We start from the raw sequence: 26,440 nt of genomic DNA, 5'->3' as shown, positions 1-26,440 counted from the left end.
CCATGATGGCAGGTCGGGTCTGCGCTCGGTAGGAATTTTCAGAAAGGCTTGCATTTTTGTAAGAGATTGCCCACAGTGGCAGTGTCGGCATCGTCCCCGTGCCGCGACGAAGACGTCACCCGAGAGGAACACCATGCGAAACCGACCCGTCCGCCTCGCTCTCACCGGAGGGATCCTGGTCGCCGGACTCGCCGTCGCCGGCTGCGCGCCCGCAGCCTCGAGCGGCGACGGCCAGGACGATGTCACCCTGACCGTCTGGTCCTGGCAGGCGTCGTCGTCCCCGAAGTGGGAGGCCGTGTTCGACGCCTACGAGGAGTCCCACCCCGGCGTCACCATCGAGTTCGAGGGCTTCCAGCCGACCGAGTACAACCAGATCCTCGCCACCGGCCTCGAGGGCAGCGATGGTCCGGACATCGCGATGCTGCGCGCCTACGGCGGCGTGCAGTCGGCGATCCAGTCGGAGCAGATCGTGCCGATCGACGACATCGTCGACGGACTCGACCAGTTCGACCCGACGGTCCTGCGCGCGGCCCAGGGCAAGGACGACGGCAAGACCTACGGCGTCCCCTTCGCGTACCAGACCATGCAGATGTTCTACAACAAGACCATGTTCGACGAGATGGGCCTCGAGGAGCCCACCGACTGGGACGAGTTCATCGAGCTTCAGGAGACCCTCCTGAAGGAGGGCGTCACCCCCATGGCGCTCGGCGCCCGCGAGGACTGGGTCCTGCCGATGTTCCACGACATCGTCGGCTCGGCGCACTACGGCGGTGCGGACTTCGAGGAGAAGGTGCTCGCCGGCGACGTCGACTTCACCGACCCCGCCTACGTGTCCTCTCTGCAGATCGTCCAGGACATGCAGAAGTACCTCGACAAGAACGTCAACGCGATCGCCGTCGCCGACGCCGTCCTGCAGTTCACCTCGGGCCAGGCCGCGCAGTGGCCCGGCGGCTCGTTCGACCTGCCCACGTTCCAGAGCTCCGCGCCCGACACCGAGTGGGGCGTCTACGAGGTCCCGCCGTCCCCCGACAGCGCGCTCGACCACGCGGTCACTCCGGGCTACGCGGACGGCAGCTTCGGCATCAACGCGGCCAGCGAGAACCAGGAGGCGGCCACCGAGCTGCTCAACTGGATGACGACGAAGGAGTTCGGCCAGCTCGTCGCCGACGAGGTCGACCAGTTCTCCGCGCTCCCCGGGGTGGAGTACTCCGACCCGCTCATGCAGGAGATGAACGAGCAGTACACCGCCAACCCGGCTCCGTACCTGCTGCTCGTCGACTTCCGGTACGGCGACCCGACCGGCACCGCGGTGCTCGGCCCGGACATCCAGGCCATGTTCCTCGGTCAGAAGACCCCGGAGCAGCTGGGCGCCGACCTGCAGTCGGGCATCTCCACCTGGTTCACCCCCTCCTCCTGATCCGAGCGTGGTGGGGCGCCGCATCCGGCGCCCCACCACGAGCGAAGGACCCCCATGGCTCTGACCCTCCCCGTGCGCCCGCCGAAGAGCCGGCGCCCCCGCACCGGCATCGCGCTGTCGACGCCGACGGCCGCGCTGTTCGTGCTCCCGGCCGCCGTGCTCTTCGCGGTGCTGATCCTCTACCCGATGCTCGCCGCGCTCAGCTACTCGTTCTTCGACTGGCAGGGCACCAAGCAGGGTGGATTCGCCGGAATCGGCAACTACCTCACGCTCCTCACCAAGGAGCCCTACGCCTCCGAGCTGTGGAACGCGTTCGGCCACAACCTGCTGCTCTTCGCCGGCGCCCTGGTCTTCCAGAACTCGCTCGGCCTCGGCATCGCGACCCTGCTGCACCGCCGCAAGCGCACCAAGCGGTTCTTCCAGACGATCTTCGCCCTGCCCTACCTCGTGAGCCCGATGGTCATCGGCTACCTGTGGTCGCTGATGCTGTCTCCGCTGTTCGGGCCGGTGAACGCGATCCTCCGCGGCGTCGGCCTGGAGAGCCTCGCGCTGCCGTGGCTCGGCGATCCGCAGCTCGCGATCTGGGTCATCGTGCTGGTCAGCGCCTGGCAGTGGATCGGATTCCCGATCCTGCTGTACGGCGCGGCCCTCGGCGGCATCCCCGAGGAGATCGAGGAGGCGGCGTCGCTCGACGGGGCCACGGCCGCGAAGCGCTTCCGCTACATCACCCTCCCCATGCTCACCCCGACGATCGGCATCATCACCGTGCTCACCTTCATCGGCAGCATGGAGGCGATGGCCATCCCGTTCGCGCTCGCCGGGTCGAACGGCGCTCCCGCCGGCTCCACCGACGTGATGATGCTGCTCTTCTACCGCACCGCGTTCGAGTCCGGGAACCCGAACTCCATCGGGGTCTCCTCGGCCCTCGCGACCGTCCTGTTCATCTTCATCATGGTCATCTCCGTCGTCATCACGACGACGATGCGCCGCGCCGAACGAAAGCTGTTCTGATGAGCACCGCCCTCGACACCCGTCAGGAGCCGACCACCGAGGCGATCGTCTCCGGCTGGCCCTCCGCCCCGCGGCGCCGCTCCCGTCGCACGAACGACACCCCGTTCGTGGGCCGCCTCCTCGCCAACGTGTTCCTCTGGGGATACGCGCTGGTCGCGATCGGTCCGCTGCTGCTCATGGTCAACAACTCCCTGCGCACGCAGCAGCAGATCGCCACCGAGCCGCTCGGACTCCCCGTCCCCCCGACGTTCACGAGCTTCCAGAACGCGTGGATCACCGCCTCGTTCGACACGTACTTCGTCAACTCGATCACCGTCACGGTCGGGTCGGTCATCGTCACGACGGTCGTGTCGGTGCTGGCCGCCTACGCCTTCGCGCGGGCCAGGGCGAAGTTCTTCCGCGGGATCGAGGCCGTGTTCCTCTCGGGCCTCATGCTGCCGGTGCACCTGGCGATCCTGCCGCTGTTCTATCTGCTCGACGCGCTCAAGATGACGAGCAACGTCTTCAGCCTCATCCTCGTCTACGGCGCCCTCGGCATCCCGTTCACCACCTTCGTGCTGACCGTGTTCTTCCGAGCGCTGCCGATCGAGCTGGAGGAGGCCGCGCGCATCGACGGCGCCGGACCGATGCGCACGTTCCTGCAGATCCTGCTGCCGCTCGTGCGCCCGGCGCTCGCGACCGTGATCGTCTTCCGGTTCGTGCCGGTCTGGAACGACTTCTTCTACCCGCTGATCCTGCTGCGCGACCGCGACTCGTACACGCTCCCGGTGGGCCTGACTCGGTTCTTCGGAGAGTACTCGACCGATTGGCCGCAGCTGTTCGCCGGACTCACGATCGCCACCATCCCGCTCGTGGTGCTGTTCCTCCTGGCGACGAAGCAGATCATCAACGGCCTCACCTCCGGCATGAGCAAGTGACGGCCGCGGGCGGATCATGGTGAACGGAGCCCCGGGGTCGGCGTGGGCGTCGGTGCGCGCGGTCGCCGGGGGAGCGGAAGAGCTGCAGCTCCTCGGGTCGCCGGCGCACGGCGATCCCGCTCCGCTCACCGCCGCGCACCTGTTCGATCTCGCGTCGCTGACGAAGGTCTTCACCACGATCGCCGCCCTGCGGCTCGTCGACGCGGGGGTGATCGACCTCGATGAGCCCGTCGAGCACGTCGTCACGGTGGGCAGTGGTGCCGGGGCGGAGCGCATCACCCTCCGGCACCTCCTCACCCACACCTCGGGGCTGCCGGCGGAGGGGCGCGAGTGGCGGGAGGGCGTGCGCGGGGAGGAGTTGCGGGCCCGCGTGCGTCGCCGGGCGCTCGGTGCCGAACCGGGCGTGCGCCACCTGTATTCCGATGTCGGGTACATCGCAGCCGGGGACTATCTGGAACGGGTCTCCGAGCGCCCGCTCGCGACGCTCTGGGCGGAGGTGGCCGCGGGGATCGGCGCCGCGTCGCTCACCGCGGCTCCGGAGCGGGACGCTTCGGTCGCCACCGAGACGCAGCCGCAGCGCGGGAACGTGCGCGGTGAGGTGCACGACGAGCTCGCGCATGCGCTCGGCCGTCCCGCCGGCCACGCGGGACTGTTCGGCACGGTGGGGGATGTCGCCGCTCTCGCCCGTCTCCTCCGCGACGAGGGCGAGGGGCCGCAGGGTCGAGTGCTGTCACGGGAGTCGTTCCGCGGGATGACGACCCCGTCGATCCAGGCCGACGCCGGCTACGGGCAGGCGATCGGCCTGCGCGTGCGCGATGCCGCGTGGATGGGCGACCTCGACGCGGTCGGCCACACCGGCTTCACCGGCACGTGCTTCGCGGTCGTCCCCGAGACGGGCGCCTACGGCGTGCTGCTCCTCAACCGCGTGCATCCCACGCGCGAGGACGCCGACGTCGCCGCCGTCCGCCGTGCCTTCCTCGCCCCCCTCACCCCCTGACCCCCCTATCCGCCCCGGTCCCGGCCCCGCCCCGGTCCCGCCTGCGCGCCACCGATGCGGGACCGATAAGGCCCCTCGGTGCGCCTCCCGACGCCCCTTGTTCATCCCGCACCGTGAACCCCTCCCGGTGGGAGTGCGGAGGGCGCCGGATCAAAAAGTGTCCTCCACACGCCTCCCGAAGCTCCGTTTCCATCCCGCGTGGGGAACCCCTCGCGGTGAGTGTGCAGAAACGTGCCGGGGGTGGGTGAACGAGGCGCAGTTTTGATCCTGGGACGGGGACGGGGACGGGGGTCAGTCGGTGCGGAGGGGGCGGAGGGTGCGGGCGTAGTCCTCCTTGAGCACCGCGAGATGCAGCCACGCCTCGATGCGAGTCACTCCGGGGAGCGCGCGCAGGCGCTCGAGACTCGCGTACAGGGCTCCGGCGGAGGGCTCCACGAGGGTCGCGACGGCATCGAACCGCCCGAGGGTCCGCGCCGCGAAGTCGACGCCGCGCCCCCGTCGCAGCTCGTCGATCACGGCCTCGTCGTCGTCTCCGAGCGTCATGCCCACGCCCATCGAGAGCTGCCGGTGCGCGAGCCCTCGGGCCTCCACAGCGCTGATCTTGATGACCCCGGCGTCGATGAGCCGCTGCACCCGGGTGGCGACCGCGCTGGGGGAGAGTCGCACCTGCTCGCCGAGGGCGCGGAAGCTCATCCGCCCGTCGGACTGCAGGTGCTCGATGAGGGCCTCGTCGATGCCGTCGAGGGTCACGCCCCCGTGGTACTCCGAGACGAAGAACCCCTTGATCACGGTCGAGTAGATGATGGTGTTGATGTCGAGCACCCCGGCGCTCCCGCGGATGCGCGCGAGCAGGTCGTGGAGCTCCGACATCGAGCCCACCCGCACCTCGGTCACGATGTCGTGGGCGCCGCCGACCGCCGACACCAGCACGGTCTCGGACATGTCGCGCAGGTGCTCGGCGACCACCTCGACGGCCCCGTCGGTCCGGATCGACACGTGGGCGAGCACGTGCTGCCCGAGGAACACGGGGTCCACGGCCGCGACCACCCGCACCGTGCGGTCGCTGAGCAGCGTGCGCAGACGAGCCGCCACGACGGCGCGGGACTGGCCGACGCGCTCGGCGAGGGAGAGGATGCTGGCGCGGCCGTCCTCCTGCAGCGCCCGGATGAGTTCCGCGTCGAAGTCCATGTGCCGTCCGATTCCGTCGATTTCCCCGCAGTGCACGCTCGTCCCCGCAAAACCTCAGCGTAGAGCGCTGTTCGACCGAGCGGAAGGCCCGGAGTGCGCGATGCGTCTCACACAAATCCAGTGAACGACGCGTATCGCTGGAGTTCTGCCCTTGCCCACGATGCTGCACGTCCGTAGCATCCTTCGCTATCCGACACCATCCGCGAAGGAGCGGGTCCATGACCACTACCCCCACCCCCCGAAGCGGCGTCCACAGCCGCGCGCGCCGCGCCGGCTTCGCCGCCTTCGTCGGCACCACCATCGAGTGGTACGACTTCTACGTCTACGCCACGGCCGCCGCCCTCGTCTTCGGCCCGCTGTTCTTCCCGAGCGACGACCCCCTGGCCGAGACCGCCGCGGCGTTCGCGACGTTCGCGGTCGCCTTCCTCGTCCGCCCCCTCGGCGGCATCGTCTTCGGCCACATCGGCGACAAGCTCGGTCGGCGTGTCTCGCTCGTCATCACGCTGCTGCTGATGGGGGCCGCGACCGTCCTCGTCGGCTGCCTCCCGACCTACGAGAACATCGGCATCCTCGCCCCCATCCTCCTCATCCTGCTCCGCGCCATCCAGGGCCTCGCGGTCGGCGGCGAGTGGGGCGGCGCGGTGCTCATGAGCGTCGAGCACGCTCCCGAGAAGTCGAAGACGTTCTACGGCGGCTTCACGCAGCTCGGCAACCCGGCCGGCGCCCTCCTCGCCTCCGGCATCTTCGCGATCATGGCCCGCGGCGGCGACACGTTCATCATCGACGGCGGCTGGCGCATCCCGTTCCTGCTGTCCATCGTGCTGATCGGAGTCGGCCTCTGGGTCCGGTATCGCGTCGAGGAGTCGCCGGTCTTCGAGGAGAAGATCGAGGGCCGCAAGCAGTCCATGCCGCTCGCCTTCGCCCTTCGTGTCAATCGGAAGCCGATCCTCCTCGGCATCGGCATCCTGCCCATCTCCACCGGCGGCTACTACCTGGCCACGACCTTCGCCACCGCGTACGCGACGGGTGAGCCCATCGCGATCAGCGAGCAGGTCATCCTCGACGCGATGACCCTGGCCTCCTTCGTGGAGTTCGTCGTGACGCTGCCGGTCGCCTGGCTCGGCGACAAGTGGGGCCGGAAGAACGTGATGTACATCGGCCTGATCACCTCGGTGCTGACCTTCGCCCCGTTCCTGCTGATGATGCCGGGCCGCGTGGAGCCGCTGATCTTCCTCTTCGCCTCGCTCGTACGCATCGCGATGAGTGCGACCTACGCCCCGATCGCGGCGATCCTCGCCCAGATGTTCCGTCCGCAGGCGCGCTACACGTCCATCGCGCTGTCGTACGGCGTCGGCGCCGCCATCTGGGCCGGATTCTCGCCCTGGTTCGCGACGCAGCTCATCGCCTGGACCGGCAGCGTCTGGTCGGTGATCGCGATGTTCGTGGGCATGGCCGTCATCGCCGGGATCTGCACGCGTCTCGCGCCGCAGCACTCCGACGAGGCCCCGGTCACGGCGTCGTTCACCGCCCGGACCGACACCACGGCGAACCGCCTGCCCTGACCGGCACCCTTCCCCCGCACGACACCACCGCGAACAGGCATCATGAGAAAGCTCACCCCCTTCGACCGCTCGGCCCAGGCCGCTCCCGTCCTCGTCACCGCGCGAGCCATCCACACGGCGGACCCGGCGGACACCACCGTCACCGCGATGCTGACCGACCGGGGGCGCATCATCGCCCTCGGCACGGCGGCGGAGTGCGAGGACGTGGCGGCACGGGCCGGCCTCACTCCGGAGCGCGTCGATCTGGGGGAGGCGGTCGTCGTGCCCGGCTTCGTGGACGCGCATGCGCATCCGCTGATGTTCGGGCAGATGATGACCTGGGTGGACTGCGGCCCCGAGAAGGCGGGGAGCATCCCGGAGATCGTGGCGCTGCTGAAGGCCGCGGCCGCCGAGCTCCCCGCCGGGCGCCCCGTGCGCGGCTACGGCTACGAGCAGCGGAACCTCGCCGAGAAGCGGCACCCCACCAGGTTCGAGCTCGACGAGGTGGCCGCCGACCGCGAGGTGTACCTCATGAACGCCTCCGGCCACGGCGGGGTGGTGAACTCGTACACGCTCGACCTCAACGGCGTGGACCGGGACACCCCGAACCCGGACGGCGGCGAGTTCTTCCGCGACGCCGACGGCGAGCTCACCGGCGAACTGTCCGACGCGGCGTGCAACATCCTCACCGGCGTCCACGGGGTGAAGATCGGTCACCACGGTCCGAACTTCCACCTCGCGGACGAGCCGGAGGAGCACCTGCGCCAGCTCGACGCGGCGACGCAGCGGTTCCTCGCGGGCGGGGTCACCTCCATCGGCGACTGTCAGGTCACGCGCCGCGAGTTCGACATGTACCTGCGGCTCGCCGAGGCCGGGCGGCTGGAGCTGCGCGTGTCGATGTACCTGCTGTCGCACCTGCTCGACGAGGCGCTGGAGATGGGGCTCGTCGGGCAGTTCGGCAACGCGCACCTGAGCTTCGCGGGCATCAAGTTCTACGCCGACGGCACTCTGGGCGGCTGGACCGCGTACTTCCCGGACGGCTACGTCGGCGACCCCTGCCGCACCGGCCAGCTCTACCACGAGCCCGCCGACTACGCGGAGCTCATCCGCAAGGCGCACGCGGCCGGACTCCAGACCGCGACCCACGCCCAGTCGCCCACCGCGATCGAGATGGTCGTGTCGGCGATCGAGGCCGCGCTCGCGGAGCGCCCGGATGCGGATGCCCGGCACCGCATCGAGCACTGCGGACTGCCGACCCCCGGGCAGATCGAGCGGATGGCGGCCGCCGGCATCCGTCCCGTGAACCAGACGCAGCACTACTTCAACTGGGGCGAGGGCGTGGAGGAGGCCATCGGCACGCCCGGTGAGCGCTTCAACCCCCTCGGGGAGTTCGAGCGTGCGGGCGTGCCCATGACGATCTCCTCGGACGCCCCGGTCGCCGAGCCCATCCCGCTGGAGGCGATCCAGACCGCGGTCACCCGGGTCACCCGGCGCGGGCACACGCTCGGCCCGGACGACCTGCGCATCTCCGCGACCGCGGCGCTCCGGGCGCACACGATCGAGGGCGCGGTCTCGATCGGCCGGGAGGACGACCTCGGCTCCCTGGAGCCGGGCAAGTACGCCGACTTCGCGGTGCTCTCGGACGACCCGCTCACGGTGCCGGCCGAGGAGATCGCGGCGATCGAGGTCCGTGAGACCTGGGTCGACGGCGTCCGTCGGCACGCGATGTGAGGATGACACGATGAGCACCGACACCACCGGAGACGACCGGTACGCCGACACCGCAGGCCGTGCGGTCCTGGAGACCATCCGCGCCTACGGGGTGACCGCGGTCTTCGGCATCCCCGGCACGCACAACCTGGAGTTCTACCGGCCCCTCGCCGACCTCGGCATCCGCGCCGTGACCAACCGCCACGAGCAGGGGTCGGGGTACGGTGCCGATGGGTGGGCGCAGCAGACCGGGCTGCCCGGTGTGGTGATCACGACCTCGGGCCCCGGCCTGCAGAACGCGATGAGCGCGATCGGCACCGCGTTCTGCGAGTCGCGACCCCTCATCGTGCTCTCGCCCGGCGTGCCGGTCGGGGCGGAGTTCGCCGACGTCGGCACGCTGCACGAGACCAAGGACGCCACGGCCATGGTCGGCGCGATCGCGGAGTGGTCGCGACGGGTGTCGACCGCGGCGGAGGCGGTGCGGGCCGTGCATGACGCCTTCCACCTCTTCCGCACCGGCCGTCCCCGGCCCGTGCACATCGAGATCCCGCTCGACGTGCTGGAGGCGCCCGCCGCCGTGCCCGCGGAGGACCGGAAGCCGCGTCCGATGCCCGACCGCGTCTCCGGGGATCCGATCGCGCTCGCCGAGGCCGCCCGGCTGCTGTCCGCCGCCCGCCGCCCGGTGATCGTGGCCGGTGGGGGTGCGGTGGACGCCGCGCACCAGATCGCCGCGGTGGCCGAGCGGCTCGGAGCCCCCGTGCTCACGACCCTCAACGGCAAGGCGGTGCTCGACGAACGGCACCCGCTCTCCCTCGGCTCGAACCTGCGCCTCGCCGCCGCACGGGCCGTGGCCGAAGACGCCGACGTGCTGCTCGTGGTCGGCTCGAAGCTGGGTGAGGCGGAGCTCTGGGCTCCGCGGCTCGAGGCACGCGGCGCCGTGATCCGCGTCGACATCTCTCCGGAGCAGCGGGACAAGAACCTCACCGCGACGGTCGCTCTCACCGGAGACGCCGCCGCCGTGACCGACGCCCTCCTGCCCCTGCTGCCGGACCCCGCCCGTCCCGCCCGCGACCTCACGGCCGAGTGGGCCGCGATCGAGGCCGAGTCGCGGGAGACCGCGCCGGACACCGTCGCGCTGGCCGAGATCATCGCCGCCGCCCTCCCTGCCGACGTGATCGTCGCCGGCGACTCCTCCCAGATCGTGTACATGGCGCTCGGCAGCGTGCTGCGGCAGGAGCAGCCGCACTCCCTCCTCTACACGCCGACGTACGCCACGCTCGGCTATGGCCTCCCCGCCGCGATCGGCGCGGCCGTCGCGCAGACCGAACGCCCGGTCGTCACCGTCATCGGCGACGGCGCTCTGATGTTCTGCGTGAACGAGCTCGTCACCGCCGTCGAGCAGCGTCTCGACGTCACCGTGGTGTGCGTCGACAACGGCGGGTACGCGGAGATCCGCCAGAACGAGCTCGACCGGGGCATGACCCCGGTCGGCGTCGACCTCGTGCAGCCGGACTGGGCCGCGCTCGCCATCGCCTTCGGGGCGACCGGGCGACGGGCGGCAACACGCGCCGACATCGCCCCCAGCATTCGCGCGGCCATCGCCGACGGCGGGGTGCAGCTCGTGCACATCCCGCAGCACGCCCTCTGAGACCCACACCTCCCGACGAACAGGAACGAGAAATGACCGACAACATCGGCCCCGTCGACGCCTCCGTGAACCCGCGGTACTCCGGCATCGCCACCTTCGCCCGACTGCCCCGTATCGAGGACGTGCCGCGCGCCGACATCGCGGTGGTCGGCATCCCGTTCGACTCCGGCGTGAGCTACCGCCCCGGCACCCGCTTCGGCCCGTCGCACGTGCGGGAGTCGTCGCGGCTGCTGCGGCCCTACAACCCCGCGCAGGACGTGTCGCCGTTCCAGCTCGCCCAGGTGGTGGATGCGGGGGACATCCCGGTGAACCCGTTCGACCTCACCGAGGCGGTGACCGAGGTCGAGCGCGCAGCCGTGGCCCTCGGTGACCAGGTGCAGCGCCTCGTCACGATCGGCGGCGACCACACCGTGGCCCTTCCGCTCCTGCGGGCGGTGGCCGCGAAGCACGGTCCCGTCGCGGTCCTCCATTTCGACGCGCACCTGGACACGTGGGACACCTACTTCGGGGCCCCCATCACGCACGGCACCCCCTTCCGCCGCGCGAGCGAGGAGGGGCTGATCGACCTCACCGCGAGTTGCCACGTCGGCACCCGCGGACCCCTGTACTCGAAGCAGGACCTCGAGGACGACGAGCGCCTCGGCTTCTCCATCGTCTCCAGCGAGTACATCGAGGAGCACGGGGTGGAGGCCGCGATCGACCGCATCCTCACCCGCATCGGCGACAAGCCGCTGTACGTCTCGATCGACATCGACGTGCTCGACCCCGCGCACGCGCCCGGCACCGGGACCCCCGAGGCGGGAGGGCTGACGAGCCGCGAGCTGCTGCGCATCCTCCGGGCGCTGCGCGACCGCGACATCGTCGGCGCCGACGTCGTGGAGGTGTCGCCCGCGTACGATCACGCCCAGATGACCGGGATCGCCGCGAGCCACGTCGTGTACGAGCTGGTGACCCTTCTCGCCGCCCGACTCGCCTCCTGACACCGGGAGTCAGAACAGCGTCCCGAGGAGGTCCGCGAACAGGGCCTCGGCGTCGCACTCCACCCGTCGCCGTGCGAACCAGTCGCACACGTTGACGCAGTCGCGGTGCAGGAGGTCGAGGCCCTGCGGATTCGCGATCACGTCGACGATCTGCGGCAGGTCGATCACCCGCACCCGCCCCTCGTGCACGAGGAGGTTGTAGGCGGAGAGGTCGCCGTGCGCGAAGCCTGCGGCGGCGAAGACCCGCATGAGCTCGACCACCTGCGTGAAGTACTCCTGCATCTCGGCGTTCGACCCGCGCACCTGGGCGAGCCGGGGTGCCGCGATGCCCCGGTCGTCGCCGAGGAACTCCATGAGCACCTCGGTACCGCTGACCTGCACGGGATAGGGGACCGGGGCGCCGCGCTCCCACATCCGGCACAGGGCCTCGAACTCCGCGAGCGACCACTGGGCTGCGGCGACCTCCCGTCCGTGGGCGGTCTTCTTGGCGAGGGCGCGCGTGTCGCGGGTGTTCCGCGTGCTGCGTCCCTCGGTGTAGACGGCGGAGCGCTGGAAGCTCCGGTTCTCGATGCCGCGGTAGCGCTTGGCGGCGAGGAGGGTGCGCTGCGTCGGGTCGTCGGGCACGGCGCGCTCCAGCAGGAACACGTCGGCCTCCTTGCCGGTCTTCAGGATGCCGAGCTCGGTGTCCAGGGCGCCGGCAGAGGTCACCACCCAGGCGGGGCGGGGGTCCGGTCCCCGCTCGGTGGGGGTGGACGAGGGCCAGGTCGTCCAGCGCTGGTTCGGGCCGGGCTCGACCTCGGCGAAGGAGAGGGCGGTCTCGAGGGAATCGAAGGAGGTGGCGTCGAAGGACGCGGCTTCCGAGGAAGCGGGGGATTCGGTCACGGTGTGGCTCCGGGAAGGGAGGCCACGCGGCGATCAGGAGCGGGTGGCCTCGAAGGGAAGGTGGTCGGCGATAGGCGCGACGACGACAGCGTTCATCTCATCGCCTCCTTCGCTCGGGCTTCCCGGGCGGGTCCCGGTGCGTCGTCGAGCCTAGGGGGTCTCCCGGGGGTTGTCCAGGGCCGGACGATCGGTCGGATGCGGCGGACGACCGGTCGGGCGCGCGCCCGCCCCCGTTGCGAGTCTGGAAGCATGACCACGACCGCCCCCGTCCCGACCCTGCCGACCACCCGCGTCGACCGCATCCGCTACGGCGGACTCATCGCCCTCATGGTGATGGGCTTCCTGCTGGTGACCGCCGAGTTCCTCCCCAACGGAGTGCTCACCGAGATGGCGGACGGCCTCGGGGTGACTCCCGGCCAGGCCGGTCAGACCGTCACCGTCACCGCGCTCGTCGGGCTCTTCGTCGCCCCGACCGTGGGGCTCGTGTTCCCCCGTCTGGACCGTCGGTCGCTGCTGGTGTGGATGGCGCTCGCCGCGGCCGTGTCGAACCTCGTGGTCGCGATCGCTCCGAACCTCGTGGTCGTGCTGCTGGCGCGGTTCCTGCTGGGAGCGGCGATCAGTGCCTACTGGACGATGTCGATCACGGTCGCCGCGCGGCTCGCGGGGCCGGAGCACCTCGGTCGCGGGGTGATGTTCACCTCCGCGGGTGTCTCGCTCGCCACGGTCGCCGGCGTCCCGCTCGGGGTCATGTTGAGCGAGGTCGTCGACTGGCGTGCCGTGTTCGCGATCGCGGGAGTGCTCATGGTGGTGCTGGCCGTGGCCCTGCGATGGGCGCTGCCGACCGTGCCGGCTGAGCGGGCGTCGAGCCTGCGTCTGCTCGTCGACACGGTGCGGCGTCCGGGCATCGGACTCGGGATGGTCGGACACGTGCTCGTCGTGCTCGGCCACTTCCTCGCCTACACCTACGTCCGCCTCGCGCTGGAGCGCATCCCGGACGTGGACGCCTCGACGATCGTCGTGCTGCTGGCGCTGTTCGGTGTCGGAGGCCTTCTCGGCAACCTCTCCATCGGCCTCGTGATCGACCGCTCCTTCGCCTTCTTCGCGGTGTTCGCGCCGCTGGTGATCTCGGCCGCCGTGCTGTCGATGGTGCTCTTCTCCGGATCGATCATCGGCATCGGTGCGGTCGTGCTCCTCTGGGGCTTCTTCTTCTCGTCGTGGCTGATCGTCGTGAACACCTGGGTGGGCCACCGGATGCCGGACCGCCTGGAGGCCGGGGGGAGCCTCGTGGTCGTCGGGTTCCAGGGCGCGATCACTCTCGCGGCGGGCGTGGGCGGACTCCTCGTCGACACCCTGAGCATCGAGCTCGTCTACGCCATCGGTGCGGTCTCGCTCCTCACCGGTGCCGTGCTGTTCGGCCTCTCGAACCGCCGCAGCTCCCGCTCCTGACGCCGTGCCCGCCCGCGCGGGGGAAGAGGTCGTGGGATCAGGCAGGAACCAGGGAGTGCGAGGCGCGCCACGAGGAGGGCGTCATCCCCGTCCGGCGGCGGAAGGCACGACTGAAGCCCTCGTCCGAGGCGTAGCCGAGCTCGCGCGAGACGCTCGAGACCGACTGCCCGGCCTGGAGCATCCGCTTTGCGGCGTCGATCCGCACCTCCGTCACATAGTCGGCGGGGGAGCGGCCCACGGCCAGGCGGAACCGCTCCGCGAAGGCCGAGCGCGACATGGCCCCGACGGCGGCCAGGCGCTCGACGGTCCAGTCCCGTCCCGGCTGCTCATGGATGGCGTCCACCACACGGTCGAGGAAGGGGTCCTTCGACAGTGAGGGCCACCCCGCGGGCGCACAGCCGTTGGCCGCCCAGGCCCGGATGACCGAGAGCAGCACGGTGGTCGCCATCATCCGGCAGATCAGCGGGTCGCCCTGGCGCACCGGGCACGCGGCCGCGTCGACCACGCCCATGTTCTCGGCGAGGGCGGCGGCGGCCGGCTCCAGCGCGTCGAATCCGGTCACCGTGAGGAAGGGCGGCAGGAGCGCGGGGAGGGGAGAGGCGGTGTCCGCGAGCTCGATGTCGACGACGAGGAGCGCGGTGTCGGCGTCGGCCTCCAGCGCGAAGGTATCTCCGCGGAGCAGCAGGAAGGCGTCGCCGGCGACGAGTCGGTCGCGGTGTCCTGGGTCCTCGACCGTGAGCTGCTGCGAGTCACGGTCCACGTCGAGGCGGCAGCCCGTGCCCAGAGGCGGATGCCCGTGCACGGCGCCGTCGGCGAGGTAGACGAGGGTGATGCGTCCGGGCGGCAGCGGCAGGAGTCCTCCGGGGCTCAGCCGCACGCGGCGGGCGATCCCCACCCGCAGATCCACCGTGCCGAGCACAGCGGACAGCGCATCCGCGTCCACCGTCACCATGCCTTCGGCAACGTCGGCTGCCGTCCCCCTATTCCCCTTCGAATCGCTCACCTTGCTCCATTTCGGCGCCGGATGGGGCCAAGTGGGCGATTCGAAGCGGGATACGCTGGAGGGGTACCCCACCCGAGGAGTTCCGTGTTCCGCACCCCTGGCCGCCTGTACCGTGTCCTCGCGATCGCGGAGGCGATCACCTGGACCCTCCTCATCGCCGCGATCATCGCCCGCGCCGTCGGAGCCCCCGGAGTCGTCGTGACGGTCGGCGGCGGCATCCACGGTTTCGTGTTCCTCGCCTACGCCGCGACCGCCGTCCTCGTCGCGCTCAATCAGCGCTGGCACCCCGGCGTCGGCGTGCTCGCCGTCCTCAGCGCGGTCGTGCCGTACGCGACCATCCCGATGGAGATCTGGCTGCACCGCACCGGTCGTCTTCGGGGCGACTGGCGCCTCGACGCCACCGATGACCCGCGTGACCGCCGCTGGTACGACCGCCTGATGCGCTGGTTCCTCCGCCGCCCCTGGGTGCTCGCGGTGCTGCTGGTCGTGGGCATCGTCGCGCTCTACGTGATCCTGCTGCTGGTCGGCCCTCCCGGGGGCAAGTGACCTCGGTCAGGGCGTGACGACGATCGCGTTCGCCTCGTTGACCTCGTCCATGATGGCAGCCGGATCGGCGCCGGTGCAGTCCACGATGACGTAGAGGCCGACCCCGGTCTTCGTGAAGGCGCGTGCCGCCATGATCCAGGAGCGGTCGCCGTCCCCGCCCGCGACCCAGCGGTTCTCGACACCGCCCGTGCCTCCGCTCAGGTAGCTGAACTCGCCGGTCTTCGCGTGCGGGGTGATGTCCGTCGTGGTCGACTGCAGCAGGACGCCGAGGATCGCGTCGGACGAGACGGAGTCGTCGCCGCTCACGGTCGGCACGTCAGCGATGAGACCCTGCCAGAACTGGGCGGTGCAGGTGCCGTCGACCGTGCCGTAGGTCCAGCCTCCGTTGCCGTCATCGGGGGCCACCGTCTTCCACCTGTCATGCGTGAGGAGCCCGTCGCCCCACTCGATGTAGGCGTCGGCGGAGAGCTCGGTGCCCTCCGCGAAGGACAAGGTCGTGCCGCCGGTCGGCTCGTCCGCCGGGGTGTCCGTCTGCGGGCCCGCGGTCGGTGACGGGGCCGTCGGAGCGGACTCCGGGATCTGCGCGTACAGGCACCCGCTCAGCGAGAGCGCTGCAGCGGCGGCGAGGACCGCGGCTGCGAGCCGTCGGACGGGGGTGCGGTTCATGCGGTCAGCCTAGCGGGGCACCATGACGCCGGCCGCTGCCAGAGCGGTGCGGAGGCCGGCGACGCCGGAGAAGTGGTGTGTGTACATGCCGACCTCTCGTGCGCCGCTGAGCTTCCCTTCCGAATCGTCGAGGAAGAAGATCTCCTCTGGCACGAGAACGAGGTCGTCCACCACGTGGCGGAACGCTCGCACGTCGGGCTTGGCGTGCCCGATCTCGGCGGAGTTGAACACCCGATCGAAGTGCGCCCCGATGCCGCTGACCTCGAGCTCGTCGGCGATCGTGTCGGTGCCGTTCGTAAGGATGGCGCAGATGATCCCGTGGGATCGCAGTTCGTCGACGAGCGCGAGCACGTCCGGGTCGGCGGCGAACGGCGTGCGCCCCCACTCCCGTGCGGCGGTGGGGGAGCCGGCAGCCTCACCGACTCGGGTGATCCACTCCTCCCGTGTGAGGGCGCCCGTGGTCACCGCCTCGATCAGCGGCGACGCGAAGGCGATGCGGAGGATCGTGCCGTCCGGGAGGCCGTGCCGCGCTTCCAGGTCGGGGTCGTGATCGAAGTGACGGACGACCCCGTCGAGGTCGAAGAGCACGGCACGGATCATGCCCCCATCCTGCCCGCAGGTCGGGCGCCGCGTCAGCGGCGCGCGACGGGCTGCTGGAGCTCGGTGACCCAGTCCGACTGGTCGTCCCCGAGGGCGCGCACGTACAGTTCCCGGCAGGGCCCGGCGTGCACGAGGCCGCGCGCGACGACCTCGGTGTGGATGGCGTGCCAGCTCTCCGCGATCCGCTCCATCGATCCGAGGTGCACGCCACAGACGGCGTCCTCCTCGGCGGGGAGTTCGATAATCTTGACCCCGTCGGCGGCGGGGCCGGAGTAGGAGTACCCGGCGACGACCTCCATCCCGTCCGGCAGCGTCCGGTACTGGGCGATCGGAGTGGTGAGGGCTCCGCATTCGTCGCCGATGACCTCGGCCACGGCGTCGAAGGAGGGGCCCACGACCTCGGCGACCGCCGGCTGCTCGGCGACGACGGTGCGGATGGCCGCGAGGCGCACGGCGGGGAGGGGCTTCTGGACGATCTCGATCTGCGACATGTGCTTCTCCTCCTCGATGAGGTGGAGGCGCCGTTCCACATCGACGAGTCGCGCGGCGGCGAGCCGGTGCTCCTGCTCCACCTCGGCACGCCGGATGCGCAGGAGTGCCGCGATCCGGTCGGCGTCGACGCCCTGGGCGAGGATCGCCGAGATGTCGTCGAGACCGAAGCCGAGCTGACGCAGGGCGACGATCCGGTGCAGACGCTCGAGCTGCGACGGATCGTACGACCGGTAGCCGGTGAACTCGTCCACGTGGGCGGGGACGAGCAGCCCGGCCGTGTCCCAGTGCCGGAGCATCCGGTGGGTCACCTGGCCGATCTGCGCGAACGCTCCGATGGAGAACATGTCTCTGTTCTCCTGTCTGACACCGTGTGAGAGTCAAGCATGGCGGCTCGCGGTCGTCGAGGCGGAGCGGGCTCGGTGTGGCCTCCTTCGCGCGCAGAGGATTCCGGAATATCGTTTACCGCTTCTGAACTGGGCTTTCAATGTCGGTGGCCCCTGCTTCACTCGGGGTATGGCAGGACTGGCGGACGCGACGATCGAGCAGGTGGAGGCGCTCCGAGCGCTCACGGAGATGCTCGTCGGTGTCGAGCGGACGATCAGTGGTCTGCAGGCTGCGCGGGATGGGATCCTGGCTCTGGGATCGCGCCTCGCCGTCGAGGTCGCGGCGCAGGCCGCGCATCCGGACGGCGCGGATCTGAGCGTGCGCACGGTCGCGGCGGAGTTCGCTGCCGCGCTGCGGACGAGCGACAGGACGGTGCAGCGGCGGATGGCCGATGCGGTCTGGATCGTGGAGCGCTTTCCTCGGCTGTGGGGCGCATGGGGCGCCGGGCGGATCACTGCCGGACACGCCCGCGTCATCGCGGAGGCGGGCGCGCACCTCGAAGACGAGGCGGATCGCGACGCCTTCTCTGCGCGGATGATCGCCTTCGCCGAGAGCGAGGCGCCGAATCGTGTGGCCGGGATGGCGCGCCGAGTCGCGGAGGAGTTCCATGCCCGACCGCTCGGTGAGCGCCATGAGGATGCCCGTGAGCAGCGCCGCGTGTGGGTGCGGGACGCCCCTGACGGGATGGCTGAACTCGGACTCCTGGGGCCGGCAGCGCTGGTGCACGGTGTCTTCGATCGACTGACCACCATGGCCGAAACCGCGCAGGCCGACGACGACCCGACGGACCTGCGAACCGTCGCGCAGTCCAGGGCCGATCTCGCGCTCGACCTCCTCCTCACCGGTGCGCTGGCCGGCCATGACGACTGCGACGGCGCCCTGGCCGCCATCGTGCCCACGGTCGCGGTCACGATCCCCATCATGACCCTCCTCGGTCGGGGCACAGCGCCGGCAGAGCTCGACGGTCGCACCCCTGTCGACCCGGTCACGGCACGGAGGCTGGCAGGCGCGGCTTCCGGATGGGACCGGATCCTCACGCATCCTGTGACAGGCGGGGTCCTGGCCGTGGACAGATATCGACCGAACGCCGAGTTGCGGCGCCATCTGAGAGCGAGGGATCAACGGTGCCGATTCCCCGGATGCGGGTACCCGCCCGCGCAATGCGACATCGATCACCACCGCGACGCTGCGCTCGGCGGGCAGACGACCGCCTCGAATCTCGGTCACCTGTGCCGTCGGCATCACGTCTTGAAACATCAGTCCGCCTGGCATGTCGAGGCGCGTGGCGGCGGGCTCTACGCCTGGACGAGTCCGGCGGGGAGGGTCTACATCGACCGCCCGCCGCCGTCGAACACCGTCACCTTCACCGAGGAAGCGGCGGATGCGCCCTTCTGATACCGGGCGGGCAAAACTTGAGCCTGTTCATATCAAGTTCATTTGACAGCCCTCAGGCCTCGGCGTACACTTGAGTCATCGCGACTCAGGTTTCCCTGATCGCCGCAGGTTTCCAGACCACTACAGACTTCCCAACAAAGGAGAGAACACATGGCACGTGCTGTCGGTATCGACCTCGGAACCACCAACTCCGTCGTCAGCGTCCTCGAGGGTGGCGAGCCCAAGGTCATCGCCAACGCCGAGGGCTTCCGCACGACCCCTTCGGTCGTCGCCTTCACCAAGGACGGGGAGGTGCTCGTCGGCGAGACCGCGAAGCGCCAGGCCGTCACCAACGTCGACCGGACGATCGCCTCGGTCAAGCGCCACATGGGCACCGACTGGAGCTTCGACGTCGACGGCAAGAAGTGGACGCCGCAGGAGATCTCCGCGCGCATCCTCCAGAAGCTCAAGCGCGACGCCGAGTCCTACCTCGGCGACACCGTGACCGACGCCGTCATCACGGTTCCGGCGTACTTCAACGACGCCGAGCGTCAGGCCACCAAGGAGGCCGGTGAGATCGCGGGCCTCAACGTGCTCCGCATCATCAACGAGCCGACCGCGGCCGCCCTGGCCTACGGCCTCGACAAGGGCAAGGAGGACGAGCTCATCCTCGTCTTCGACCTCGGTGGCGGAACGTTCGACGTCTCCCTCCTCGAGGTGGGCAAGGACGACGACTTCTCCACGATCCAGGTGCGCGCCACCGCCGGTGACAACCGTCTCGGTGGAGACGACTGGGACCAGCGTCTCGTCGACTACCTGATCAAGCAGTTCAAGGAGACCACGGGCGTCGACGTCTCGGGTGACAAGATCGCCCTGCAGCGCCTCAAGGAGGCCGCGGAGCAGGCGAAGAAGGAGCTCTCCAGCTCCACGTCCACGAGCATCAACCTCCCGTACCTGTCGCTGACCGACTCGGGCCCCGTCTCGCTCTCCGAGACCGTGACCCGCGCGAAGTTCGAGGACCTCACGAAGGACCTGCTCGACCGCACCAAGAAGCCGTTCGAGGACGTCATCCGCGAGGCCGGCATCAAGGTGTCCGACATCGACCACATCGTCCTCGTGGGTGGTTCCACCCGTATGCCCGCCGTCGCCGAACTCGTCAAGCGCGAGACCGGCAAGGAAGCCAACAAGGGTGTGAACCCGGACGAGGTCGTCGCCGTCGGCGCCGCGTTGCAGGCCGGTGTCCTCAAGGGCGAGCGCAAGGACGTCCTGCTCATCGATGTCACCCCGCTCTCCCTCGGCATCGAGACCAAGGGCGGCATGATGACCAAGCTCATCGAGCGCAACACGGCCATCCCGACCAAGCGGAGCGAGACCTTCACCACGGCCGACGACAACCAGCCGTCCGTCGCGATCCAGGTCTTCCAGGGCGAGCGTGACTTCACGCGCGACAACAAGCCGCTCGGCACCTTCGAGCTCACCGGCATCGCGCCGGCTCCTCGCGGCATCCCGCAGATCGAGGTCACGTTCGACATCGACGCCAACGGCATCGTGCACGTGTCCGCGAAGGACAAGGGCACCGGCACCGAGAAGTCGATCGTCATCTCCGGCGGTTCGTCGCTGTCGAAGGAGGACATCGAGCGCATGGTGCGCGAGGCCGAGGAGCACGCCGCCGAGGACAAGGCGCGTCGTGAGGCTGCGGAGACCCGCAACCAGGCCGAGACCCTCGCCTACTCCATCGAGAAGCTCATCTCGGAGAACGAGGACAAGCTCCCCGAGGACGTGAAGACCGAGGTCAAGGCCGACGTCGACGCACTCAAGACGGCACTGGCCGGCGACGACGACGAGGCCGTGAAGACCGCGTTCGAGAAGCTCAACCAGTCCCAGTCGAAGCTCGGCGAGGCGATCTACGCCTCCTCGCAGGCGGACGCCGCCGGCGCTTCGGCCGAGGGCGAGACCCCGACCGGTGACGCCCCCTCCTCCGACGAGGACGTCATCGACGCCGAGGTCGTCGACGACGAGGACGAGAAGAAGTAATCATGACGGACAAGAACTTCGACGAGAACGAGGTTCCGGAGGGGTCGGATGCTCAGGCATCCGGCCCCGTGCCGCAGAACCAGGACTCCCGCGAGGCGAAGGCCGCCGAGGGCTCCGACGAGACCCCGGTCGACGCCGCTGCCGAGGCCGAGGAAGGGCTGACGGTCGAGGACATCCTCGGTGCCGCGCAGACGGCGGATGCCGCCGCGGGCGACGCCGCGATCGCCGACGCCGAGAACGCCCTGCTGACCGACCTCAAGCGCCTGCAGGCCGAGTACGCGAACTACCGCCGCCGTACGGAGGAGCAGCGCCAGATCGAGATCGAGCGCGCGAAGGGCGAGGCCGCCAAGGGCCTCATCCCCGTGCTCGACGACCTGGCCCGCGCCGAGCAGCACGGCGATCTGGTCGAGGGCAGCCCCTTCGCCGTGATCGCCGAGAAGGTGCGCGCGGTCGTGGAGCGCCTCGGCGTGGTCGCCTACGGCGAGAAGGGCGAGGAGTTCGACCCCCAGCGTCACGAGGCGATCTTCCAGCAGCCGACCCCCGGCACCTCGAAGACCACGGTGCTCGAGGTCGTCGAGGTGGGCTACCGCCTCGGCGAGGTCGAGCTGCGTCCTGCGAAGGTCGTCGTCGCCGTCCCTGCGGAGTAGGTGATCGATGGCCAGCCAGGATTGGTTCGACAAGGACTTCTACAAGACCCTCGGGGTCTCGAAGGACGTCAGCGACGCTGACCTGAAGAAGACGTACCGCAAGCTCGCGCGCAAGTATCACCCCGACTCCAATCAGGGTGATGCGAAGGCCGAGGCCAAGTTCAAGGAGATCAGCGAGGCGTACTCGGTGCTCTCCGACGCCGAGCAGCGCAAGGAGTACGACGAGATCCGCGCCATGGGTTCGGGTGCTCGCTTCACGGCGAGCGGCTCGGGCGCCGGCGGGTTCGAAGACGTCTTCAGCCGGTTCGGACAGCAGGGGCGCGGCCAGACCGCCGACTTCGAGGACATCTTCGCGATGTTCAACCAGGGCCAGGGCAGCTCGTTCGGTGGTGGCCGGTTCGGGCAGCCGAGCGGCGGCTTCCGCGGCTTCGGCGGTCCGCAGCGCGGCGCCGACGTCACGGCCCGCACCACGCTGGACTTCAGCACCGCCGTGCAGGGCGAGACCATCACCCTGCAGGGCGAGGACGGCAAGCCGTTCAAGGTGAAGATCCCCGCGGGCGTCGCCGACGGGCAGAAGATCCGGCTGCGCGGCCGTGGTCGCCCCTCGCCGGACGGTGGGGAGAGCGGAGACATCGTGGTGCAGATCACGGTGCGTCCGCACCCGGTCTTCACGCGGGACGGCCTCAACCTCCGCGTGGTGGTCCCCGTGACCTTCACCGAGGCGACGCTGGGCGCGACCATCGAGGTCCCGACGCTCGGCGGCGACGTGGTGAAGCTGCGTGTGGCCCCCGGAACTCCGTCGGGCCGCGTGCTCCGCGTCAAGGGTCGGGGTGTCGCGACGGCGAAGGGGACCGGTGACCTGCTCGCCGAGCTCCAGGTCGCGGTTCCGACGCACCTCGACGACGCCGCGCGCGAGGCTCTCGAGAGGTTCCAGGAACTGGAGCCCCAGGAGAACCCGCGGGCCGAGCTCATGGCGAAAGCCCGCCGTTGACGAGCACAGGCTTTCGCGTCGGGTCAGGCGCTTCCGGAAGGGAGTTGCCTGACCCGGCGCGGCGGCCTGACGTGAAATCAGGAAGGAAGGCGTGATGGACGCGGACACCCCGGTCTTCGCGATCGCCGCAGCCGCCAAGCTCTCCGGCCTGCACCCCCAGACCCTCCGTCAGTACGACCGGATCGGCCTCGTGGTGCCGGGACGGACGCCCGGCGGCTCCCGTCGTTATTCTCACCGCAACATCGAGCAGCTGCGCGAGGTCGCCCAGCTCTCCTCCGAAGGGGTCAGTCTCCCCGCGATCGCCCGGCTCCTCGACCTGGAGGACGAGAACCGGATGCTGCGCGACCGTGTCGTCGCGCTGGAGAGCGCCCTCCGCGCCGAGCGCGAGAACCGTCCCGGCGTGCGGGTGTTCGCCGCCGGATCCGCGGGGGTCGTGCCCATGCCGACCGGCCGCCGCATCCGCCGCTCGACCGAGCTCGTGCTCTGGAGTCCGCGCTCCGGAGCGTGACCGCGCACCCGGTGTGTATCCTGTCAACTGTTAACAGGAGGTCACCATGACGCAGACCGTCACGCGCGGGGAGTCGCTCGGAGCGCAGGTCGCGCGCGTGCTGCGCCAGCGCATCGTCCGAGGGGAGCTCGCGCCGGGAGCTCGGCTCACCGAAGAGGCCCTCGCCGAGGAGTTCGCCGTCAGCCGCGGTCCCGTGCGCGACGCCCTCACCCAGCTCAGCTTCGAGAAGCTCGTCGAGGTGCAGCGCCCGCGCGGCGTCTACATCGTGGGCCTCACGAGCGACGACGTCGACCAGCTCTACAGCCTCCGGGGCGCATTGGAGCAGCTCGCCCTCTCGCGCGCGATGCGGGTCGACGACGACGACCGATGGCAGCCGATGGCCGAAGCCGTCCAGCGCATGGCCGAGGCCGCGGACGCCGGTGACCATGCCGCCTTCGTCACGGCCGACCTCGACTTCCACTCCCAGATCTACGCCCTCGCCGATCACCCGCGGCTGGAGGGCGCCTGGAACCAGTACCTCCCCACGTTCACGGCGCTGCTCGAGGTCACGATCAACCACGATGAGGACCTCCACGAGTCCGCGGACGACCACGTGACGCTGCTGGATGTCATGCGCACGGGGTCTCCCGACGCGGCCGCCGCCGTCCTCTCGGCGCACCTCGACGGTGCCCGCGAGCGGATGCTCCACGAAGTCGGCTCCCGCTGAGGCACGGGACGCGAAGACGCGGGCACATGTTCCGTGTGCATGCGGACATGGGCCGCGCTCCCCGGCGGGGCGAGCATGGAGCACATGACGGGACTGGACAGGACAGAGAATCCGATCGTCGTCCTCGGTGCCACCGGTACGACCGGTTCGCGCGTGGCGGCACTGCTCGAGGACGCCGGGCGCGCGGTGCGCCGGGCATCGCGCCGCTCGGAATGGCGCTTCGACTGGGGTGACCCCGCAAGCTGGGGGCCGGTCGTCTCCGGCGCGGCGGGCGTGTACGTCGTCCTTCCCGAGGAGCCGATGGACCTCCATCCGTTCATCGAGACTCTCGACCGTGCGGGTGTCTCGCAGGTCGTGGTCCTGACGGCGCGGAACCCCGAGGTGAGCGGGGACGGGATTGCCGCAGGCGCCGAACGGGCCTTCGCCGCGGCGGATGCCGCCTCCACGTTCCTCCGTCCCTCCTGGTTCTCGCAGGGTTTCATCGACGGTCTGTTCGCCGCCCAGCTCGGCGCCACCGGAGAGTTGCGGCTTCCCACAGGCGACGGGGGCGAGCCGTTCATCGACGCGGCCGACATCGCCCGCGTGGCGGCGCGCCTGTTGCTCGACGGCACGGGCCCGACGCACGTCGAGCTCTCCGGCCCCGAGGTGCTCACGTTCGCGGAGGCGGTCGAGATCGTCGCGCGGCGCACCGACCGGACCTTGCGATATGTCCACGTGGAGCCGGCGGAGTGGGCGGCCTCCGTGGCGGACTACCTGCCGCCGCGGATGGTCGGGGCGCTCGGGAACCTGTTCGCGGCCATCCGCGATGGCCGCGACGCCTATCTGTCTCCCGGGGTGTCGGAGGTGCTGGGGGTGCCGCCTCAGTCGCTCGGGGCGGTCGTCGACCGGTCTGCGGAGTTCCGGCGATGACTGTCGCTGAGGTCGGCGGTCCGGTGCCCCGCGGGGTCAGCCGACGGGCGGTGCTCGGTGCCGCGCTCGGTGTCTCCGCTGCCGTCGCCGCTGCAAGCGTCGGACAGGTGCCCACCGCTTCGGCGGCCCGAGCCCGTACCGATCTCGTGTTCATCCACGGTGGGTCCCACGGCGGCTGGGCGTGGCGGCGTGTGGTGGAGCGTCTCGACGTCCGGCGTGGTCGCATCCTCACGCCCACCCTTCCCGGGGTCGGTGATCGCGCGCATCGCCTCGCGCGCGGCATCACGTTCCAGGACGGAGTCGATGACATCGTGGCGAGCATCGAGGCGGAGGAGCTCGAGAACGTCGTCCTCGTCGGCCACAGCATCGGCGGAGCGTATGCCTCGGCGGTCGCAGAGCGGATCGCCCGCCGCCTGCGCGGGGCCGTGTATCTGGACGCCGTCGTCGTCGACCCCGCGGAGCGGGTCCTCGACGTCCTCACCCCGTCGAGTCGCGCCGCGCTGCCGACCGTGGTCGCTCAGGCCGGAGAGGGCTTCTTCGTCCCCAAACCGCGGGATCCCGAGATGTTCGGCGTCTTCCGTGAACCCGACGTCGCGTGGCTGCGGCGTCGCCTCACCGCGCACCCGTGGAGCAGTTGGGCGGACGTGGTGCCGCTCGAGGGCACGGGGCCTTCGGTCCCGCGGCTCTACGTCGATTGCACGGAGCCGTCGTTCGCCGATGTCGCGCCATCGAAGGAGCGCATACGCGCGCGGCCGGGAGAGTGGCAGGTGCAGCGGCTGACCGCGGGACATGACGCGCTCGTCACCGAACCGGCGGCCGTGGCCCGCCTCATCCGCGGTTTCTGCCGTGAGCTGTGATCACCCCGAGCGCGATCCGATCGACGCCGTTTCGTAGTGGCGCGGACTCACACCGAACCGCCGCTTGAACGCGGTGCTGAGGGCGAACTCGTCCGAGTAGCCGAGGCGCTCGGCGATCTCCTTGAGCGGAGTGTCGGGCGCTTCGTCGAGGATCTCCATCGCGTGCGCCATGCGCCAGCGTGCGAGGTGGGCGGAGGGAGTCGTACCGACCACGTCCCGGAAGGTCTTCGCGAAGGCGGATCGCGAGAGGTGAGCCAGGGCCGCCATCTCCGCGACGGTCCAGGACCGCGCCGGATCTCGGTGCAGGGCGGTGAGGACCGCTCCGATGCGTGGATGCGCGATCCCGCCGATCCACCCCGGCGGTGCAGGGGAGGCGGCTATCCACGCGAGGACGGCAGCGGTCGCCGCGACCTCCGTGAGTTTGGGGAAGAGCCCCGCACGGGACCCTTCACTGCCGATCTGTTCCTTCAGGAGCCCGACGACCGTGGACAACACCGGCGTCTCGTCCACGATGATGAGACGCGGCAGCTCGCGTTCGAGGAGTGCATAGACGTGGCCGCGACTCTCGAAGGAGATGATCCCCGCGGCCTCCGCGTCGAGAAACCCGATGCTCTCCTCGGCGGAGAGACAGACGACAGCGACCTGACGGGGCCTCACCGCGATCGCGCGACCGTCCCGGAGCAGGTGCAGCCCGGCGGCGCCGGCCATGACGAGCAGCTGCCGTCCAGCGGCGCCGGGGCCGCCGTCGCCCGTCAGAGTGGCTCCGATGCCGGGGAGCGTGAGGGGCTCTGCCGACACCACCCTCATGCTGGTGAGTGCCCGGTTCACCGAATCCAGCCCCATTCCTCCATTGTTCCGCGTCGCGCGGGGCGGGGATCCGCGAAGCCGAGGCGTTCAGCGGACGGAAAAGAACGGTTCCTACCGTGGGGGCCAGGGCAAGAGCCCTGGTCCGCGCCCGCGCGGGTGTCCTGCCACGAAGGAAGAAC

The 26,440-nt window shown here is 70.3% G+C and carries 25 protein-coding genes; 18 read left to right on the top strand and 7 right to left on the bottom strand.

Annotation, left to right across the window (positions count from 1 at the left end):
- Positions 1–133 precede the first annotated feature (133 nt).
- From CJ226_RS13675 to CJ226_RS13660, 4 genes are read left to right on the top strand one after another with little or no spacing between them, the layout of a single operon-like run.
- Positions 134–1,417 carry an ABC transporter substrate-binding protein gene (locus CJ226_RS13675; protein ID WP_102209506.1) on the top strand — a complete coding sequence of 428 codons (1,284 nt, stop codon included), beginning with the start codon at positions 134–136 and terminating at the stop codon, positions 1,415–1,417.
- Positions 1,418–1,471: 54 nt separating this feature from the next.
- Positions 1,472–2,428 carry a carbohydrate ABC transporter permease gene (locus CJ226_RS13670; RefSeq protein WP_025102684.1) on the top strand — a complete coding sequence of 319 codons (957 nt, stop codon included), beginning with the start codon at positions 1,472–1,474 and terminating at the stop codon, positions 2,426–2,428.
- Complete coding sequence (locus tag CJ226_RS13665; RefSeq protein WP_102209505.1) at positions 2,428–3,345, top strand: carbohydrate ABC transporter permease; 918 nt, start codon at positions 2,428–2,430, stop codon at positions 3,343–3,345. The genes CJ226_RS13670 and CJ226_RS13665 overlap by 1 nt, the downstream gene beginning before the upstream one ends.
- Positions 3,346–3,361: 16 nt before the next feature.
- Positions 3,362–4,342: a serine hydrolase gene (locus CJ226_RS13660; protein WP_102209504.1), complete on the top strand. Its 981-nt coding sequence runs from the start codon at positions 3,362–3,364 to the stop codon at positions 4,340–4,342.
- A 291-nt stretch (positions 4,343–4,633) separates the two neighbouring features.
- On the opposite strand, the gene CJ226_RS13655 is transcribed toward CJ226_RS13660, so the two are convergent.
- Positions 4,634–5,530, bottom strand: coding sequence for an Lrp/AsnC family transcriptional regulator (locus tag CJ226_RS13655; protein WP_025102681.1), 897 nt, complete (start codon positions 5,528–5,530; stop codon positions 4,634–4,636).
- Between the two features lie 218 nt (positions 5,531–5,748).
- Between CJ226_RS13655 and CJ226_RS13650 the strand changes: the two genes are divergently transcribed.
- The 4 genes from CJ226_RS13650 to speB are packed head-to-tail and all read left to right on the top strand — an operon-like array spanning position 5,749 to position 11,409.
- Positions 5,749–7,092, top strand: coding sequence for an MFS transporter (locus CJ226_RS13650; RefSeq protein WP_102209503.1), 1,344 nt, complete (start codon positions 5,749–5,751; stop codon positions 7,090–7,092).
- Between the two features lie 42 nt (positions 7,093–7,134).
- On the top strand, positions 7,135–8,802 hold the full coding sequence (locus tag CJ226_RS13645; protein WP_102209502.1) for an amidohydrolase: 1,668 nt from the start codon (positions 7,135–7,137) through the stop codon (positions 8,800–8,802).
- A 10-nt stretch (positions 8,803–8,812) separates the two neighbouring features.
- The gene (locus CJ226_RS13640; RefSeq protein ID WP_102209501.1) at positions 8,813–10,429 is read left to right on the top strand and encodes a thiamine pyrophosphate-binding protein; all 1,617 of its coding nucleotides are present in this window, start codon (positions 8,813–8,815) and stop codon (positions 10,427–10,429) included.
- 32 nt (positions 10,430–10,461) lie between these two features.
- Positions 10,462–11,409 carry an agmatinase gene (speB, locus tag CJ226_RS13635; protein WP_062637285.1) on the top strand — a complete coding sequence of 316 codons (948 nt, stop codon included), beginning with the start codon at positions 10,462–10,464 and terminating at the stop codon, positions 11,407–11,409.
- Positions 11,410–11,418: 9 nt separating this feature from the next.
- On the opposite strand, the gene CJ226_RS13630 is transcribed toward speB, so the two are convergent.
- Positions 11,419–12,291: a serine protein kinase RIO gene (locus CJ226_RS13630; RefSeq protein ID WP_102209500.1), complete on the bottom strand. Its 873-nt coding sequence runs from the start codon at positions 12,289–12,291 to the stop codon at positions 11,419–11,421.
- 249 nt (positions 12,292–12,540) lie between these two features.
- Here CJ226_RS13630 and CJ226_RS13625 point away from each other — a divergent pair, with 249 nt between their 5' ends.
- Positions 12,541–13,737 carry an MFS transporter gene (locus CJ226_RS13625; protein ID WP_102209499.1) on the top strand — a complete coding sequence of 399 codons (1,197 nt, stop codon included), beginning with the start codon at positions 12,541–12,543 and terminating at the stop codon, positions 13,735–13,737.
- Positions 13,738–13,774: 37 nt separating this feature from the next.
- On the opposite strand, the gene CJ226_RS13620 is transcribed toward CJ226_RS13625, so the two are convergent.
- The gene (locus CJ226_RS13620) at positions 13,775–14,740 is read right to left on the bottom strand and encodes a helix-turn-helix domain-containing protein (RefSeq protein ID WP_257996663.1); all 966 of its coding nucleotides are present in this window, start codon (positions 14,738–14,740) and stop codon (positions 13,775–13,777) included.
- 84 nt (positions 14,741–14,824) lie between these two features.
- Here CJ226_RS13620 and CJ226_RS13615 point away from each other — a divergent pair, with 84 nt between their 5' ends.
- Entirely contained in the window at positions 14,825–15,286 is a 462-nt protein-coding gene (locus CJ226_RS13615) for a DUF3817 domain-containing protein (RefSeq protein ID WP_085605135.1), read from the top strand.
- A gap of 6 nt (positions 15,287–15,292) precedes the next feature.
- On the opposite strand, the gene CJ226_RS13610 is transcribed toward CJ226_RS13615, so the two are convergent.
- The 3 genes from CJ226_RS13610 to CJ226_RS13600 are packed head-to-tail and all read right to left on the bottom strand — an operon-like array spanning position 15,293 to position 17,388.
- A complete protein-coding gene (locus CJ226_RS13610) occupies positions 15,293–15,952 on the bottom strand; it encodes a hypothetical protein (RefSeq protein WP_102209498.1) in 660 nt (219 codons plus the stop codon).
- A 9-nt stretch (positions 15,953–15,961) separates the two neighbouring features.
- Positions 15,962–16,552 (bottom strand): HAD family phosphatase, encoded by a 591-nt coding sequence (locus CJ226_RS13605; RefSeq protein WP_102209497.1) that lies wholly within the window; start codon positions 16,550–16,552, stop codon positions 15,962–15,964.
- A 32-nt stretch (positions 16,553–16,584) separates the two neighbouring features.
- The gene (locus CJ226_RS13600; RefSeq protein WP_102209496.1) at positions 16,585–17,388 is read right to left on the bottom strand and encodes a MerR family transcriptional regulator; all 804 of its coding nucleotides are present in this window, start codon (positions 17,386–17,388) and stop codon (positions 16,585–16,587) included.
- 169 nt (positions 17,389–17,557) lie between these two features.
- Here CJ226_RS13600 and CJ226_RS13595 point away from each other — a divergent pair, with 169 nt between their 5' ends.
- The 8 genes from CJ226_RS13595 to CJ226_RS13560 all read left to right on the top strand — a co-directional run bounded on the left by CJ226_RS13595 (position 17,558) and on the right by CJ226_RS13560 (position 25,454).
- Positions 17,558–18,823: an HNH endonuclease signature motif containing protein gene (locus CJ226_RS13595; protein ID WP_102209495.1), complete on the top strand. Its 1,266-nt coding sequence runs from the start codon at positions 17,558–17,560 to the stop codon at positions 18,821–18,823.
- Between the two features lie 150 nt (positions 18,824–18,973).
- Entirely contained in the window at positions 18,974–20,836 is a 1,863-nt protein-coding gene (gene dnaK / locus CJ226_RS13590) for a molecular chaperone DnaK (RefSeq protein ID WP_025102671.1), read from the top strand.
- Between the two features lie 2 nt (positions 20,837–20,838).
- Positions 20,839–21,483 carry a nucleotide exchange factor GrpE gene (grpE, locus tag CJ226_RS13585; protein WP_060921591.1) on the top strand — a complete coding sequence of 215 codons (645 nt, stop codon included), beginning with the start codon at positions 20,839–20,841 and terminating at the stop codon, positions 21,481–21,483.
- Positions 21,484–21,490: 7 nt separating this feature from the next.
- Entirely contained in the window at positions 21,491–22,474 is a 984-nt protein-coding gene (locus CJ226_RS13580) for a DnaJ C-terminal domain-containing protein (RefSeq protein ID WP_025102669.1), read from the top strand.
- Positions 22,475–22,568: 94 nt separating this feature from the next.
- Positions 22,569–22,982, top strand: coding sequence for a heat shock protein transcriptional repressor HspR (locus CJ226_RS13575; RefSeq protein WP_062637270.1), 414 nt, complete (start codon positions 22,569–22,571; stop codon positions 22,980–22,982).
- A gap of 46 nt (positions 22,983–23,028) precedes the next feature.
- Positions 23,029–23,688 carry a GntR family transcriptional regulator gene (locus CJ226_RS13570; RefSeq protein WP_102209494.1) on the top strand — a complete coding sequence of 220 codons (660 nt, stop codon included), beginning with the start codon at positions 23,029–23,031 and terminating at the stop codon, positions 23,686–23,688.
- A gap of 84 nt (positions 23,689–23,772) precedes the next feature.
- Complete coding sequence (locus tag CJ226_RS13565; RefSeq protein WP_219719929.1) at positions 23,773–24,597, top strand: SDR family NAD(P)-dependent oxidoreductase; 825 nt, start codon at positions 23,773–23,775, stop codon at positions 24,595–24,597.
- Positions 24,594–25,454: an alpha/beta fold hydrolase gene (locus CJ226_RS13560; protein ID WP_102209493.1), complete on the top strand. Its 861-nt coding sequence runs from the start codon at positions 24,594–24,596 to the stop codon at positions 25,452–25,454. The genes CJ226_RS13565 and CJ226_RS13560 overlap by 4 nt, the downstream gene beginning before the upstream one ends.
- Here the strand turns inward: CJ226_RS13560 and CJ226_RS13555 are convergent, their stop codons facing one another.
- Positions 25,455–26,297 (bottom strand): helix-turn-helix domain-containing protein, encoded by an 843-nt coding sequence (locus CJ226_RS13555; RefSeq protein WP_102209492.1) that lies wholly within the window; start codon positions 26,295–26,297, stop codon positions 25,455–25,457.
- Positions 26,298–26,440 lie beyond the last annotated feature (143 nt).

The sequence above is a fragment of the Microbacterium sp. UMB0228 genome, from assembly GCF_002871415.1.
Taxonomy (GTDB): Bacteria; Actinomycetota; Actinomycetes; order Actinomycetales; family Microbacteriaceae; genus Microbacterium.
The sequence above is the reverse complement of the archived record's forward strand: the minus strand, read 5'-3'. Positions and strand labels throughout refer to the sequence as shown.